Genomic DNA, 14026 nt, shown 5'->3' on the forward strand with positions numbered 1-14026 from the left:
GTTGATCATAATCCAAATTCATTATGCGCTGGACCATAAAACCTACACCTGATCCTGACACCATTGAAAACCTTGCCAAAGAACTAAAGGTCGAACCGCTGGTGGCCCATTTGTTGGCTCAAAGAGGAATAACCACCTATGAGGAGGCTAAAACGTTTTTCCGCCCGGAATTGACCCATTTGCACGACCCATTTCTCATGAAGGATATGGACAAGGCCGTGGAACGCATTGAATCTGCCATTGAAAACAATGAGAATATATTGGTTTATGGTGATTATGATGTGGATGGAACGACCGCGGTGGCCTTGGTGTCTTCTTATCTTCTGAGCTTTTATCCCAACGTTGCCACCTATATTCCCGATCGGTATGCTGAAGGCTACGGCGTGTCCATTAAAGGGATAGATTTTGCAACGGACAATGATATTTCCTTGATTATTGCTTTGGATTGCGGCGTAAAAGCTATTGATCAGGTGACCTATGCCAAGGAGAAAGGGGTGGATTTTATTATTTGCGACCACCACAGGCCTGGAGAACACCTGCCAGAAGCAGTGGCCGTTTTGGATCCAAAACGGGAAGACTGTGCATACCCTTATAAAGAACTCTGCGGTTGCGGAATTGGATTTAAGCTGGTCCAGGCTTTGGCCTCCAAACAAGGACTGACCGCCAAAGATTTGCTTCCCTATCTGGATTTGGTGGCCACTGCCATTGGTGCTGATATTGTTCCCATTACCGGTGAAAATAGGGTTCTGGCTTCCTTTGGACTTCAAGTCATAAACAGCAACCCCAGAACCGGGTTCAAGGCAATCATCGAACAAATCAACAAAAAATCCTTAACCATAACCGATGTGGTTTTTATCATTGCCCCCAGGATAAATGCCGCCGGGCGAATGAAACATGGGCAGCATGCCGTAAACCTACTGGTAGAGTCCGATTTGGAAGTCGCCAGAGAGTTCGCTTCGGAAATAGAGAAATACAATGCCGACAGGAAAAATCTGGACAAAAAGATTACCGAAGAGGCTCTGGAGCAAATTCGGGACCATGGGGAAGAAGACCAATTTACCACGGTAGTATTCCATGAAAGCTGGCACAAAGGAGTCATTGGTATTGTGGCCTCCCGACTTACGGAAACCTACTACCGACCTACCTTGGTTTTTACCAAAAGTGGAGACAAACTAGCAGCTTCCGCGCGTTCCGTAAAGGGTTTTGATGTGTACAATGCCCTAGAGGCATGCTCCGAATATTTGGAACAATTTGGAGGGCATAAATATGCCGCGGGGCTCACGCTCTCCAAAGAGCAGTATAAAAACTTCAAAGCGCATTTTGAAAAAGTGGTTTCAGAAACCATTAACCCAAAGCTGCTGGAGCCCGAACTTTCCATAGATGCCCAGATTGGCCTGGATCAAATAAGTCCAAGATTAATGCGTATCCTAAAACAATTTGCTCCCTTTGGTCCCGGAAACATGACACCCGTTTTTATCGCCGAAAAACTAATGGATACTGGGTATGCCAAAGGGGTGGGCGAAGATGAAAAGCACTTGAAACTTAGGGTTAAATCAGCCAACCCACTGAGTGGTATTGAAAAGTCATATGGGGCTATAGGATTTAACTTGGGTTCCCGATTGGACAAGGTTAAAAACAAAGGTATTTTTAATGCAGTATTTTCTTTGGAAGAAAATGAATGGAACGGAACTATTAACCTTCAATTGAAGCTCAGGGACCTTCGTTAAATCGCTATGGATCCATACGCAGCCTTACGATATAAGGAATTCAACATATTCTTGATGGTTCGCTTTGCCATGGTCTTTGCGTGGTCCATGCAATTCATCGTTATTGAATGGCAGGTGTACACTTTGACCAAAGACCCCCTTTCCCTAGGTATTATCGGGCTGATGGAAGTTATTCCAGCTGTTGGTATGGCCCTATTTGCAGGTCACGTTGTTGATCAAAAGGAAAAACGGAATCTGTTGATCAAATGCATTTTGGCGTTTTCCGTAGTTAGTTTGGGGCTTTTTTTTATAAGTGATCCCGATTTGGAAACCCAATTGGCCCCTAATACCATTTTGTACACCATTTATTTCTTGGTTTTTCTTGGAGGGCTGGTCCGAGCATTTATTGGCCCTACTGTTTTTTCGTTGATTGCCTTGATCGTTCCCAAAAAGATATACCCAAATGCCGCTACCTGGAGCAGTTCCACATGGCAAGTGGCTTCGGTTATGGGGCCCGCTTTAGCGGGATTCAGTATTGGTTGGATCGGGGTGCATTGGTCCATGTGTTTGATTTTTGGATTTTCATTGGTCGCGCTCATTTTCCTCCTTCGGATTTCCAGAAAACCCATCTTGAATCCTAAAATAGGAGAGCCAGTAATTGAAAGCTTAAAAGACGGATTACGATTTGTTTTTAGCAGCAAGGCCATTTTTGGTGCCCTCACCTTGGATATGATTGCGGTATTGTTTGGTGGAGCGGTAGCCCTCTTACCCATTTATGCCCAGGATATTTTGCATGTAGGGTCGGAAGGGTTTGGTATTTTAAGGGCCGCACCCGCGGTTGGGGCTGCCCTGACCATGTTGGGATCCACCAGATTTCCATTGCACAAAAACGCAGGGAGTAAATTATTATGGGCCGTGTTTGCCTTTGGTGTCTGTATTATCGTTTTTGGGGTTTCCACCTCTTTTTGGCTGTCTGTTGCAGCCTTATTTTTAAGCGGCGCTGTAGATGGTGTTTCCATGATCATCAGACAGACCATTTTACAATTGAAAACCCCGGACAATATGAGAGGCCGAGTGGCTTCGGTTAATTCTATTTTTGTGGGATCCTCCAATGAATTGGGTGCTTTTGAAAGCGGATTGGCGGCCAAACTATTGGGCACCGTAACCGCCGTGGTTTTTGGGGGTGTTATGACCATTTTGACCACGGGAACAACCGCCATTGTTTCCCCAAGTTTTAGGCGGTTGGACCTTTCAAAAGATGTGGAAGAGCACAATAAGGATTAGGATGGATCTTCAATTCTATCTCCTCGGGTATTGGGTTCGGAAATGACCATGAACTCCAAATTTTCCGATTGATCGTTCCTGATTCTATGGAGTGTGCCAGAAGGAATGTGGATTCCCGATCCCGCAGGAACCTGTACCAATTCGTTTGCTATTTCAAAAGTGGCTGTTCCCTTTAAAATTCTAAAAAACTGTTGGGCGTGTTGATGATAATGTTCCTTTTCTTTGGTGTTGGGCGGCATCAACTCCTCAATGATACTGAGACTTTCAGTCTTTACCAAATGCCAACCGCTACATTTATCTCCCCAGAAATAATGCTCACTGTTTTCTTTGGATGTTATCATTCCTCCAGCTTTTTTAAAGCTAATTGTTCACCATCAAAAACGGCATACGTAAAGTAGGAAATCCAGTCCCCAAGATTGGTATAGGTAGATTTTTCATTGAGCTTGATTTCCATGGGCAAATGTCTGTGTCCAAATATGAAATGATCGTAGTGTTGGGTTTCCAATTTTCGCTTGGCATAGAGCACCAACCATTCTTTGTCTTCCCCAAGAAACTTGGCGTCCGCATCCCCAGAAATGATTTTATTGTTTACAGACAAATGCCTCCCCAGCTTTACGCCCAAATCTGGATGAAGCCATCTGAACAACCACTTCGCAAAGGGATTGGTAAAGACTTTTTTCATCCGCTTAAAGCCCTTGTCATCTGGCCCCAAGCCATCTCCATGGCCAACAAAGAAAGAGGTGTTGTTGATCAAAAATTGCTGCGGTTTGTGGTAGACCGGAATGTTTAGTTCCTCTTCAAAATACCCATTCATCCAGAGATCATGGTTGCCTACAAAATAGGTGATTTGGATACCTCTATCCGAAAGTTCTGCCAGCTTGCCCAGTGTTCTGGTAAATCCTTTTGGGATTACGGTCTTATATTCAAACCAAAAATCAAAGAGGTCCCCCATTAGAAAAATGGCCGCCGCATCCTGTTTAATGGAGTCCAACCAAGCCACAAATTTTTTTTCCCGGGGCATGCTGTCTTCATTGGTGGGTGCACCCAAGTGATTGTCACTTGCAAAATAGACTTTCTTTCCTTCTGGTAGTGTTAGGTCTTTCATTGGGGTTAAAGATAACCAATAACTGAGCGGAAACTTATCTGTAAGTGTAAAGCAAATAGCTGCCTCCTATAACCAATAGCGGTGATGCAATCATGAAAAGAATGACACTAACGCGATAAAGTCCCCAAAAAGTAACGGTTTTCACATGGCTGCTGTCCCTTCGGTCATAAACAATTTTCACCTTATCTCCCACCCGATATGCTGGGGGGCTAGAGCTAATTGGGCTTTTATAGGTTTGGGTGGTGTTGGACCGGTCCTTGAACTCAAAAACTGGAGTATAGGTGTTGCCATCACTATCGCTGTTGGTCAAAAGAGTGGTGACCACGGCCGTTGTCCTAATACCTTCTTCCAGCAATTTTTGGGTCTTCCGATATTGCTGCGCTGCAAACGATGCCAGAATCAAGCCTAGAACAAAGAAGAACCCATACAACAAAATCCACATGGTGTACCTTTTTGCTGCCATTTCGGCTATCGTTTATACCTTCTTTTGTTCCGTACCCGGGTTACAATATAAACCACGATGACCAGTAAGGCCAACATGGGGAAAACAAGATCGCTATTTAAATATGAAAGAATGTCCATGCTTTTATTTTTTGAACTTTTCCAATGCTGTTTTAGTGTTTGGTGATAAAGCCAGTTTTCCAGATGCCTCAGCCCTTTCCATAAGCAACTGATCCCAGTGCGAAGTGCCTTCCCAAAGTACACGCTTCATCTCGGCAAGTGATTCAGCGTTATAGGTTGCCATTTTTTGAGCGTGAAACTCCAACTCCTTGTCCATTTCGGATATGGAATCAAACACCTTGGCGTATAGTCCTTTTTCCTTGGCCCAATATGCGTTTTTCCATTCTGTGGGCGCATAGGAAAGTTCTGCCAGACCTGATTTCCCCATTTTGCGCTCCACTGCGGGAGCAATGACCATGGGTGCTATCCCAATAGAAATTTCGGATAGCTTGATCGAGGCAGCTTCAGTGGCATATACATAGTCGCATGCCGAAGCAAGACCTACTCCTCCACCAACCGTTTTACCCTGAACCCGCCCAAAAATGGGTTGGTTACATTTTCGCATGGCGTTGATCACATTGGCAAAGCCCGCAAAAAATGCCTTGCCTTCCGCCAGATTTGAAATGGCCACCAATTCGTCAAAAGAGGCGCCTGCGCAGAAAGCCCTTTCTCCTTCCGATCTTAAAACAATTACAGAAACTTCCTTGTTTTGGGAAATCTTATCAAATTCAGATGCAAGCCTGGCCAACAATTCTGAAACAAACGAATTACTTGCAGGATGTCCAAACTCGATCCAGGCAATATTGTTTTCAATTTTTGTGTAGAGACTTCCGTTTATTCTCTTGGTTGACATATATTTTTTAGCAATCAGTTGTAAGAACTCAGAATATAAGATTACTAAATTAACGGTTTTGCACCAACGGCTTAAATTTTCTTCTGAATTTCCAGACCAATGCCAGTCCCCTGATCATCATCCAAACCACAAAGGCGATCCAAATGGCATAAAAACCCCAACCCAAATATTTGCCCAAATACAATGCCGGAACAAACCCAAGAAATGTAGCGGAAAGCAGAACGTTCCTTAAATACTTCATTTCCCCAAGTCCTTTAAAGAGGCCATCAAAAACAAAAGCCATGGTGTTCATGGGCAAACCAAGAATAACGATAAAGAAAATGCTATAAAAGGTGTTCAAAACAATTACATCATTGGAGAAAATTTCTCCTACGGAATAATAAAATACAAAGCCGAGAAGCATTAAAATTAGGCTTACCACCATTCCGTACTTCATGATCTTGGTTGCCAATCGCCAAAGTCCTTTGTAATCCTGCGCTCCCAATAATTTTCCGCCCATGCTGTTGCCCGCGGCGCCATATCCATCGATAAAAAAGGCGGCAAACAACCATAGGTTGATCGCAATGGTGTGCGCCCCTATAAAACGATCACCCAAGGCAGTGGCTTCCCTGACCGCTATGATCAATGCCGCATTCAGCGCAAGAGCCCTAACAAATAGATTGAGGCTCATAAAAATTAATCGCTTTAGTTCCTTGTTCAATGGGAAGACCAATTTTAAGCTTATCTCGGTTTTTTTGATGAGCAGCACAAAAACCATCAAGGCCATTACGGCTTGGGAAATAAGGCTGGCCCAAGCTGCGCCATCCAAGTACATGGCCGGGATAATTCCTTCTATGCCATATACAAATGCAAAGTCCAAAACAATATTTAGGGCTGCTCCGATCAATGCAATGATCATGGGATAAAAAGTATTCTGCAGCCCTCTAAAAATACCAAAGACCGCAAAAGTGAACAGCGTTAGCGGAAATCCCCAGACCCGTATGGAATAGTACGAGATACAATATTCCAAGATTTTGCCCGAGGCTTCGAACAAACTAAAAATTTCCTCAATAATGAAAATCGTTGAGAGCAGGACCACAATGCTCAACAGAATGTTGAAAAAAATAGCTTGGGCAGGTAGGTTTTTTACCTCCTCCAATTTTCCTGCACCCAAATATTGCGAGATAATAGCCGAAATAGAACTTCGTGTTTGGCCCAAGACCCATATGAGCATGGATAAAAACGAACCTACGATGCCCACAGCGGCCAGGGATTCAAGTCCATCAACAGGAATGTTGCCCACTATTGCCGTATCCGTTATGGAAAGAATGGGTTCCGCAATCCCTGAAATGGTGGCCGGAATTGCCAGCTGGTTGATGCTTTTTAAGTTAACTGTCGTTGCCAAAGTCGATGCAAGTTACAGCACTAGTTCGTAACAATGAAAAGGATGGCTACTTTGTTTGGGAAAGAAGATATTCCCCAGTTTTTGATATCCGCGTTGTTCATAAAACCGCTGGTTTCTCTTGTTCTGGGAGAAGGTGTCCAGCCTTACGGAAGTGAATCCTTTATGTTTGGATAGTTCTTCTGCAAAATCCATTAGTTTTTGGGCATATCCTTTGCCCTGAAGTTTGGGGTCCACACAAATTCGATGAATATAAGTGCTGTTACCGTTGGGTGTCAACCATTGAATAGGGACATACTCTTTGTCCATAAAAGTGGAAACCACAATTGCCCCAACTAGCTTGCCCTCAACTTCCATTACATAGAGCTCATCTCTTTTCAAATCTTGCACAAAGGCTTGTTTTGAGGGGTAGTGTTCATTCCATTGATAAATTCCATCGCCCTCCATTTTTGCCGCACAAGCACGCGTAATTTCAAGAATACCTTCAATATCTGATATCTTTGAGAGTCTTATCATGGATTGGTTTCAATTTAATTGTAAATTTAAGCTATAATCATAACCGCCAACGCATGAACAACATTCTTGTACCCATTGGAACCTCCCCTAATTCTTCCGACACGCTTCAATACGCCATTGACTTTGCCGCAAAGTTTGGGGCGCAGGTCTATGTCATGGATGTGATTACGGTCATATCCGCAGCAGGAAGTTTGGCCAACGTGGAACAAAAAGTGGCCCAAAGTAGCAAAGAGCAAATAAAGGAGGTCATTGACACGGTGAATACCGGTAAGGTGGACATTAAAATAGCCACTTACAATGGTGATATCGTGGATGGGTTGAAAAGCATCCATAAGGAGCTGGGCGTAGACTTGATTATTATGGCCCCTCGAAGCAACGATATCAAAGAAGAACTTTATTTGGGGAATACCTCTGGTAGAATAGTGAAACAGACCAACATACCTATACTATTGGTGCCCAAAGGAACCAAATTCAAGCCCATAAAAAGTATAATGACCGCCTTTGGTTCCGGAATTTTAAAACGGAGTCGTGTTTTAAATCCCTTGGTGGCCATAAAGGATAAGTTCAGGGCCAACATAAGTTTGCTTTTGGTAAAAAGACCTGGCTATTCTGAGGAAGATTTACAGGTTAATACGGCCTTATTGGATCTTAGTCAAAAATTGAACATTACAGAGCAAGCATCTACCTATTTGGGTGTTTTGGAATATTTTCAAAAAGAGCAACCGGACATGCTTTGCGTGTTCCGAAGAAAACGTGGGTTCTTCAAGAAATTGTGGGAAAAGAACACCATTCCCAAGTCTGAGTTTTTTGTTCCCATTCCTGTTTTGGTCCTAAGCGTTAAAAAAGTGTAGGCTTAGGCATTCCTATTTTGAAACTTTCATAAAAAGTCTTTCCTTTGCGCTCTCTGGGGGATTAGCTCAGTTGGCTAGAGCGCTTGCCTGGCAGGCAAGAGGTCACCGGTTCGAATCCGGTATTCTCCACAGTAACAGTAAGGCTTCAAGAGTTTTTAACTTTTGGAGCTTTTTTCATTTGCACGCAATTTGCACGCAAAACTGGTTTTAAATTAAGCTCGGTATTATTTGATTCAAATTGGGCTATTTCTATGCTTTTTAATCCTTTATAGCATAATTTTTTGAAAAAGTATCACATTTATTACATGCGTTAGCTTCAGTATTAGATTTATGAATCTAAGTCCCATAAAAGGTCAATTAACGAAACAAATAAAAGAGACCACAAATGTGACCGAATGACAACAGAATTTTTGAAATAGAAAAGAAGTTCAAAAAAAGGGCCGTTAAAATGAACTGTTTTTAAATGCACCGAAAAAGTTTTCTTTTACTAGAGAACTGTGTAGGCAATCAATCAGCAACAATCTTCGTTATTCTGAATAGGTGGACAAGCGACAGTACCGTAGGAACAAAAGACACAACAATCCCCTTCTTTTGGCTTAAGGACTTTTTTGCAATTGTCACATTCATAAAAGAATTGACAGGCCGTTGTTGGCATTTCCTCTTCTTTTTCAAGCCCGCAATTTGGGCAAGTAATTGTTGATATTAACTGAGGTCTCATTATTTGACTACTTTATAAGCTGTACTGTTTATGGCTTTTTTGATTGCGGGCAAATCGGTTTTGGTCTTGTCAAATTCCACTATGGTGTTGGCATTTTCGTAGCTGGTTTTTACCGAAATAATTCCATCCAACTTATTGACTTCACTTTCTACGTGTGCCTCACAACCCACACAAGTCATTCCCTCAACATAAAACGTGTGCTTTTCGATATTGGATTGAGAGACATAGACGATGTCCTTTGTGGGCTGTGCATAAAATAAGTTGGAATAGTACGGGAAGGCCAGCATCAATCCCGAAAATACGGTTACGATGAACAAAAATTGTTTGGATTGCCAAAATGTAGGTTTCGCATCATCGTCACAGGCACAATCTATTTCTTCCTTTGTTTTTGGCCGTAATTTCTGATACCATGCAAATACCAAAACAATAATGGTCAAGCCGATAAAATAGGGTCTAAACGGCTCGACCCAGGAAAAGGTAGATGCAATGCCGCTTGTTCCAGCAATCAGTGCCAAGACAGGGGTAATACAGCATATTGATGCTGCAACTGCGGTAAAAATACTGGTATAGGCCGCGGTGTTTGAAGTATTATTCGATGCCATAATTTAAACTTTCTAAGCTGTTTTCTTTCTTATCGAAATTGAACTGAAAATTCCATTTAAAACATTATCCTCACTCTTTACCAACGAATAATATAATGTTTGACCTTCACGTCTCGATGTGATAATTCCTGCATCCTTCATTTTACGGATATGTTGGGATACCGCGGGGACACTCATTTCAAGAATGTCAGCAATATCGCAAGGACACAATTCATTTTCTATGTTCAAAAGAAATAGGATTTTCAGTCGTACCTCACTTCCGGCAAGGGCCAAAATTTTGCTCATGGCCTTAAAACTATCGGAAGAATTTTCTATTGTCCTCTTGCACCGTGATATTTGTTTATGGTCGGCTTCATTCCGGGTACAGGTTATTTCCAAGCTCATCAATTTTAACTTAACGCGTCTACAAATATATCATTATTTAAGCAAATACTTATATACTAAAACTGTAGACATATTATTTAGGAAGTTGGATTGGTTCTTTGTTTTAGTTTTTATAGACGAATGCCTACCGAGTTTTTGTAGCACCAGTGAAAAAAATAGGGGACTATGATATTTCTATTTCGGATTCTGATTCCAATGTCCGGCAGCAATAAGTAGCCTTTTCATTTGAATAAGTTGGTCTTCATCTTTGAAATATTCATGACTTAGCATTTTTCTCAGTTGACCAACGGTTTCTTTTGAAGTTAATCCCTTTTTTTCAAAAAGTTCGGTAAATTTCTGAAGTTGCTCTAACTTGTACTTTGCCTTTTCAACAAATTGTTCCCCATTCTCAGAATCCTCGTAACTCGATTGAATTTCAAAATGTCGTTCTATCGTACCCGGTTTTCCAATTATCAATTTCTCAGCATTAATCTGAACGATTCCATTTGTAGTAAAAACATAGTCCCTATCGTGAACCATCCTATTAATTCTGGTTTGACCATCAGCAATACTGTTTGGAAAGATTTCTAAGTAGTATTTGGTATCTAAAGGCAAAGTTATTACTGAGTCAGGATTAAAAAGGCCTTCAAATCGAGTTGATTTTACGCCGCGTATTGATACCGGATTATCGCAAGTAATTAATGGTGCATCCTCATCATTGATTCGGTGGACATTTATAGTACAATCATATTTGAAATCCACAAATTCTTTCCATTTTTCCAAATGTTGAACCAAGAATTTAATCCTGTTACGCTCTTTAAATTCGTGTCTAACTTTACCAATATCCTTAATATTGAATTCGTGCTTTTCTTCTTCAAATGTAAATTTCACATCGCCGTTTTCGTCGGCGTACAATAACATTCTATCTAAAATTTGGTCGGTAAATGCGTTCTGATGATTAAGAAACCTCGGGGTTCTAAAATAAAGGGATAGGCAGACGTATAGTACTTGCCTTTTTTGCTCAGAGGTCAATATCTTCACATTTTCATCGACAAGTAGTTTATAAATCTTAGGGAATTCAGAATCGACGTGTTCGGCATAATGATATTCCAAATCGTATTTCCTATCAATCTCGGCATTCGGAATCGTATAAAGATTTTTCTGAAAGCAAATACTTTTTGTACTAATCTGTTCAAGAAGCAAATCATCTTCCAATCTGTAAGCATCAACAAAATAGTTGCCGTTATTACCTTCAACACCAAAATTTTTCAGGTAAGACCGTGGTATGTATTGTTGCTTGATGGGTTCGTTTTTAGCCATACATGAAATAATGAATTTTCATGAATGTACTAATTCCATTCCATCTTCTGCAATCGTATCGCATTCAATATAGCCAAAAACGCCACACCCACATCAGCAAAAACAGCTTCCCACATTGTCGCTAATCCACCTGCACCGAGAATGAGGACTATGACCTTGACACCAAATGCAAGCGCAATATTTTGCCAGACAATTCGTCGCGTTGAACGACCAATTTTAATCGCTCTTGCAATCTTACTGGGTTGGTCGGTCTGTATGATAACATCGGCTGTTTCTATAGCAACGTCGCTACCCAAACCACCCATTGCAATACCTACACCACTTGCTGCCAAAACGGGTGCATCGTTAATACCATCGCCAATAAATGCTACTTTGGTTTCGGGTTGCTTTTTGAGCTCTTCAACCTCATTGAGTTTATCTTCAGGCAACAGTCCGCCTTTTGCCCAATCGATTTTCAACTCTTTTGCAACCTGTTGTGTAATTGAGTCTTTGTCACCCGATAGCATTATAATTTTGGAAATTCCTGCATCCCTAATTTGTTTAATGGCTTGGTGCGCATCATCCTTTAATTCATCTGCAATGGTAACATAACCTGCAAATGTTCCATCTATGGACACCATAACGATTGATTCTACAATACCATCTGTTTCCGAAGGGACTTCTATGCTGTTTGAGGTCATCAAGGCTTTGTTACCTACCAATACCGTTTTCCCGTTGACCTTTCCTTTCAATCCCTTTCCGGCAACTTCCGATACATCTGTCGCTTCATAATCTGACCCGTCCGCTTTGTATTCGAGAATTGCTTTTGCGATGGGATGAGTAGATTGTTCTTCCATCGCCATCAGGTATTTCATAAATTCGGCTTCCTCAAATGTGATGGAATTGATTTCCTTGATTTTAAAAACGCCTTTGGTAACGGTTCCTGTTTTGTCCATTACGACCGTGTTTACTTGGGTCATTGCATCCAAAAAGGATGCACCCTTGAATAGAATACCGTTTCGCGATGCCGCACCCAATCCGCCAAAATAGCCCAGAGGAATGGAAATGACCAGCGCACAAGGGCAGGAAATTACGAGGAATATCAATGCTCGATAGAGCCAATCCCTAAATACATAATCATCTATAAAAAAGTAAGGCAGAAAAGTAAGTCCGATAGCGAGGAATACCACGATTGGTGTATAAATCCGTGCAAATTTTCTAATGAACAATTCGGTCTTTGATTTTCTGGCGGTTGCATTCTGCACCATATCCAAAATTCGTGCAATGGAACTGTCTTTAAATTCTTTTGTGGTTTCAATCTCGATTACGCCATCAAGATTTATGCTTCCTGCAAAAACAGTATCACCTTTAGCAATAGTATCAGGTTTGCTTTCGCCTGTCAAGGCAGCAGTATTAAAAGAACCCTTTTCAGAAAGCAGAATGCCATCAAGCGGAACTTTTTCGCCTACACGCACCTGTATCTTTTCGCCAATCTCAACAGTCTCGGGATTTACTGAAACAAAATCATCATCACGATAAACCAAAGCCTCATTGGGTCTTACATCGAGTAAGGCTTTTATATTTCCCTTAGCACGGTTAACGGCCGCATTTTGGAAGAGTTCGCCCACGGCATAAAATAGCATAACGGCTACACCTTCAGGGTATTCGCCTATGGCAAAAGCACCGAGGGTTGCAATGGACATTAAGAAGAATTCAGTAAAGAAATCCCCCTTTTTAATACTTTCCCAGCCTTCCTTTATTACAGGGAATCCCACAGGGATATAGGCTACCGTGTACCATACTACGCGAATCCATCCTTTGAAGAAAGGAAACGCATCAAAGTAATCAATAGCAATTCCGGCTATCAACATTACGAAGCTGAAAATAGCCGGTAGATAGGTTCTGAAATTTGAAATTTCTTCAGGGCTGCTATGGTTATGGCCATCGTCGTGACTGTGCTCGCCTTGTTGTTTTTTTGGTTCTAAGTCACGTAAGTTTATTTTTTTCTTTTTCATATGTTCTAATCAAGTTTGATATCATTTTAAAAACTACTTCGATAATTTCAATATTCTCAATGCACCGCGCATTACAAAAGTGAAAACGATGCCGCCAATCACTAAATCGGGCCATTTACTATTCAGAAAATAAACCAGCACCCCAGCTACTATAACACCACCATTAACAATAATATCATTGGATGTAAAAATGGCACTTGCCTGCATATGAGCCTCTTGACTCTTTGCCTTGTTGATGAGCCAGAGCGATATCAAATTACCTGCCAATGCGAAAATTGAAACGATAATCATCCATTGAAACAAGGGTGTTTCGGTATTGCTAAAAAACCTTCTCAAGACCTCTGCAAACCCAAGTGTTGCCAATGCCATCTGAAAGTATCCGCTGTATTTCGCAACCTTCTTTTTTCTTGAAATGGCACCGCCTACCGCAAATAGGCTTAATGCATATACGATGGAATCTGCCAGCATATCTAATGAGTCTGCCACAAGACCCATCGAAGAAGAAATCCAACCGGTGGTCATTTCGATAACGAAAAAGCCAAAGTTGATGCCCAAGACCCACCATAGGATTCTTTTTTGTTTGGATTGGTCTTCCATTACGGGTGGTTCGGCTTCTGTGGTTCCTTCTAAGGAATCCCCAAGTTTTAAGCTGGCTATAGACGTTTTTATCGCCTTGACGTCGTCCACGTGATATACTTCCAATTTTCTGTTTGGAATATCAAAATCCAAGTGTTTTACTTGAGCATAAGACTCTAACTTCATCCGAATCATCTGCTCTTCTGAAGGGCAGTCCATTTTAGTTATTATAAAAGTGCTTTTTTTCAAAATCAAT

At 41.5% G+C, this 14026-nt stretch carries 15 protein-coding genes and 1 tRNA gene; 4 read left to right on the top strand and 12 right to left on the bottom strand.

The genetic code is table 11. The annotated features are described in order from the left end of the window. Positions 1 to 23 precede the first annotated feature (23 nt). Complete coding sequence (recJ, locus tag ACO6S0_RS17050) at positions 24 to 1727, top strand: single-stranded-DNA-specific exonuclease RecJ (RefSeq protein ID WP_422349511.1); 1704 nt, start codon at positions 24 to 26, stop codon at positions 1725 to 1727. 6 nt (positions 1728 to 1733) lie between these two features. Then, a complete protein-coding gene (locus ACO6S0_RS17055) occupies positions 1734 to 2990 on the top strand; it encodes an MFS transporter (protein WP_422349512.1) in 1257 nt (418 codons plus the stop codon). Here ACO6S0_RS17055 and ACO6S0_RS17060 read toward each other — a convergent pair. From ACO6S0_RS17060 to ACO6S0_RS17085, 6 genes are all read right to left on the bottom strand, one after another. After that, on the bottom strand, positions 2987 to 3331 hold the full coding sequence (locus ACO6S0_RS17060; protein ID WP_422349513.1) for a cupin domain-containing protein: 345 nt from the start codon (positions 3329 to 3331) through the stop codon (positions 2987 to 2989). The genes ACO6S0_RS17055 and ACO6S0_RS17060 overlap by 4 nt on opposite strands. Then, positions 3328 to 4095, bottom strand: a complete 768-nt coding sequence (locus ACO6S0_RS17065) for a UDP-2,3-diacylglucosamine diphosphatase (protein WP_422349514.1) — start codon at positions 4093 to 4095, stop codon at positions 3328 to 3330. Before ACO6S0_RS17065 ends, ACO6S0_RS17060 begins: the two co-directional genes overlap by 4 nt. Positions 4096 to 4129: 34 nt before the next feature. Continuing rightward, a complete protein-coding gene (locus tag ACO6S0_RS17070; protein ID WP_422349515.1) occupies positions 4130 to 4558 on the bottom strand; it encodes a DUF3592 domain-containing protein in 429 nt (142 codons plus the stop codon). Between the two features lie 123 nt (positions 4559 to 4681). Then, positions 4682 to 5449, bottom strand: coding sequence for an enoyl-CoA hydratase/isomerase family protein (locus tag ACO6S0_RS17075; RefSeq protein ID WP_422349516.1), 768 nt, complete (start codon positions 5447 to 5449; stop codon positions 4682 to 4684). A gap of 49 nt (positions 5450 to 5498) precedes the next feature. Further along, positions 5499 to 6833, bottom strand: coding sequence for an MATE family efflux transporter (locus ACO6S0_RS17080; protein ID WP_422349517.1), 1335 nt, complete (start codon positions 6831 to 6833; stop codon positions 5499 to 5501). Between the two features lie 12 nt (positions 6834 to 6845). Beyond that, complete coding sequence (locus ACO6S0_RS17085; RefSeq protein WP_422349518.1) at positions 6846 to 7346, bottom strand: GNAT family N-acetyltransferase; 501 nt, start codon at positions 7344 to 7346, stop codon at positions 6846 to 6848. 53 nt (positions 7347 to 7399) lie between these two features. On the opposite strand from ACO6S0_RS17085, the gene ACO6S0_RS17090 reads away from it, so the two are divergent. After that, on the top strand, positions 7400 to 8197 hold the full coding sequence (locus ACO6S0_RS17090) for a universal stress protein (protein WP_422349519.1): 798 nt from the start codon (positions 7400 to 7402) through the stop codon (positions 8195 to 8197). Positions 8198 to 8252: 55 nt separating this feature from the next. After that, positions 8253 to 8326, top strand: a tRNA-Ala gene (locus ACO6S0_RS17095). A gap of 382 nt (positions 8327 to 8708) precedes the next feature. Here the strand turns inward: ACO6S0_RS17095 and ACO6S0_RS17100 are convergent. The 6 genes from ACO6S0_RS17100 to ACO6S0_RS17125 all read right to left on the bottom strand — a co-directional run bounded on the left by ACO6S0_RS17100 (position 8709) and on the right by ACO6S0_RS17125 (position 14019). After that, complete coding sequence (locus ACO6S0_RS17100) at positions 8709 to 8915, bottom strand: GDCCVxC domain-containing (seleno)protein (RefSeq protein WP_099546397.1); 207 nt, start codon at positions 8913 to 8915, stop codon at positions 8709 to 8711. Next, entirely contained in the window at positions 8915 to 9517 is a 603-nt protein-coding gene (gene merTP, locus ACO6S0_RS17105; RefSeq protein WP_099546398.1) for a mercuric transport protein MerTP, read from the bottom strand. Before merTP ends, ACO6S0_RS17100 begins: the two co-directional genes overlap by 1 nt. A 12-nt stretch (positions 9518 to 9529) precedes the next feature. Next, positions 9530 to 9901 carry an ArsR/SmtB family transcription factor gene (locus tag ACO6S0_RS17110; protein ID WP_116216553.1) on the bottom strand — a complete coding sequence of 124 codons (372 nt, stop codon included), beginning with the start codon at positions 9899 to 9901 and terminating at the stop codon, positions 9530 to 9532. 174 nt (positions 9902 to 10075) lie between these two features. Continuing rightward, positions 10076 to 11200, bottom strand: a complete 1125-nt coding sequence (locus ACO6S0_RS17115; protein ID WP_116216552.1) for a DUF4238 domain-containing protein — start codon at positions 11198 to 11200, stop codon at positions 10076 to 10078. 29 nt (positions 11201 to 11229) lie between these two features. Continuing rightward, positions 11230 to 13194, bottom strand: a complete 1965-nt coding sequence (locus tag ACO6S0_RS17120; RefSeq protein ID WP_116216551.1) for a heavy metal translocating P-type ATPase — start codon at positions 13192 to 13194, stop codon at positions 11230 to 11232. Positions 13195 to 13227: 33 nt separating this feature from the next. Then, positions 13228 to 14019, bottom strand: coding sequence for a cation transporter (locus tag ACO6S0_RS17125; protein ID WP_181898143.1), 792 nt, complete (start codon positions 14017 to 14019; stop codon positions 13228 to 13230). Positions 14020 to 14026 lie beyond the last annotated feature (7 nt).

It is taken from the genome of Flagellimonas sp. (genome assembly GCF_965233845.1).
GTDB lineage: Bacteria > Bacteroidota > Bacteroidia > Flavobacteriales > Flavobacteriaceae > Flagellimonas.

Excerpts from the sequence above, each read along its gene's own strand:
- recJ (WP_422349511.1), top strand. The coding sequence starts at position 24 with ATGCGCTGGACCATAAAACCTACACCTGATCCTGACACCATTGAAAAC.
- ACO6S0_RS17055 (WP_422349512.1), top strand. The coding sequence starts at position 1,734 with ATGGATCCATACGCAGCCTTACGATATAAGGAATTCAACATATTCTTG.
- ACO6S0_RS17060 (WP_422349513.1), bottom strand. The coding sequence starts at position 3,331 with ATGATAACATCCAAAGAAAACAGTGAGCATTATTTCTGGGGAGATAAA.
- ACO6S0_RS17065 (WP_422349514.1), bottom strand. The coding sequence starts at position 4,095 with ATGAAAGACCTAACACTACCAGAAGGAAAGAAAGTCTATTTTGCAAGT.
- ACO6S0_RS17070 (WP_422349515.1), bottom strand. The coding sequence starts at position 4,558 with ATGGCAGCAAAAAGGTACACCATGTGGATTTTGTTGTATGGGTTCTTC.
- ACO6S0_RS17075 (WP_422349516.1), bottom strand. The coding sequence starts at position 5,449 with ATGTCAACCAAGAGAATAAACGGAAGTCTCTACACAAAAATTGAAAAC.
- ACO6S0_RS17085 (WP_422349518.1), bottom strand. The coding sequence starts at position 7,346 with ATGATAAGACTCTCAAAGATATCAGATATTGAAGGTATTCTTGAAATT.
- ACO6S0_RS17090 (WP_422349519.1), top strand. The coding sequence starts at position 7,400 with ATGAACAACATTCTTGTACCCATTGGAACCTCCCCTAATTCTTCCGAC.
- ACO6S0_RS17100 (WP_099546397.1), bottom strand. The coding sequence starts at position 8,915 with ATGAGACCTCAGTTAATATCAACAATTACTTGCCCAAATTGCGGGCTT.
- merTP (WP_099546398.1), bottom strand. The coding sequence starts at position 9,517 with ATGGCATCGAATAATACTTCAAACACCGCGGCCTATACCAGTATTTTT.
- ACO6S0_RS17110 (WP_116216553.1), bottom strand. The coding sequence starts at position 9,901 with ATGAGCTTGGAAATAACCTGTACCCGGAATGAAGCCGACCATAAACAA.
- ACO6S0_RS17115 (WP_116216552.1), bottom strand. The coding sequence starts at position 11,200 with ATGGCTAAAAACGAACCCATCAAGCAACAATACATACCACGGTCTTAC.
- ACO6S0_RS17120 (WP_116216551.1), bottom strand. The coding sequence starts at position 13,194 with ATGAAAAAGAAAAAAATAAACTTACGTGACTTAGAACCAAAAAAACAA.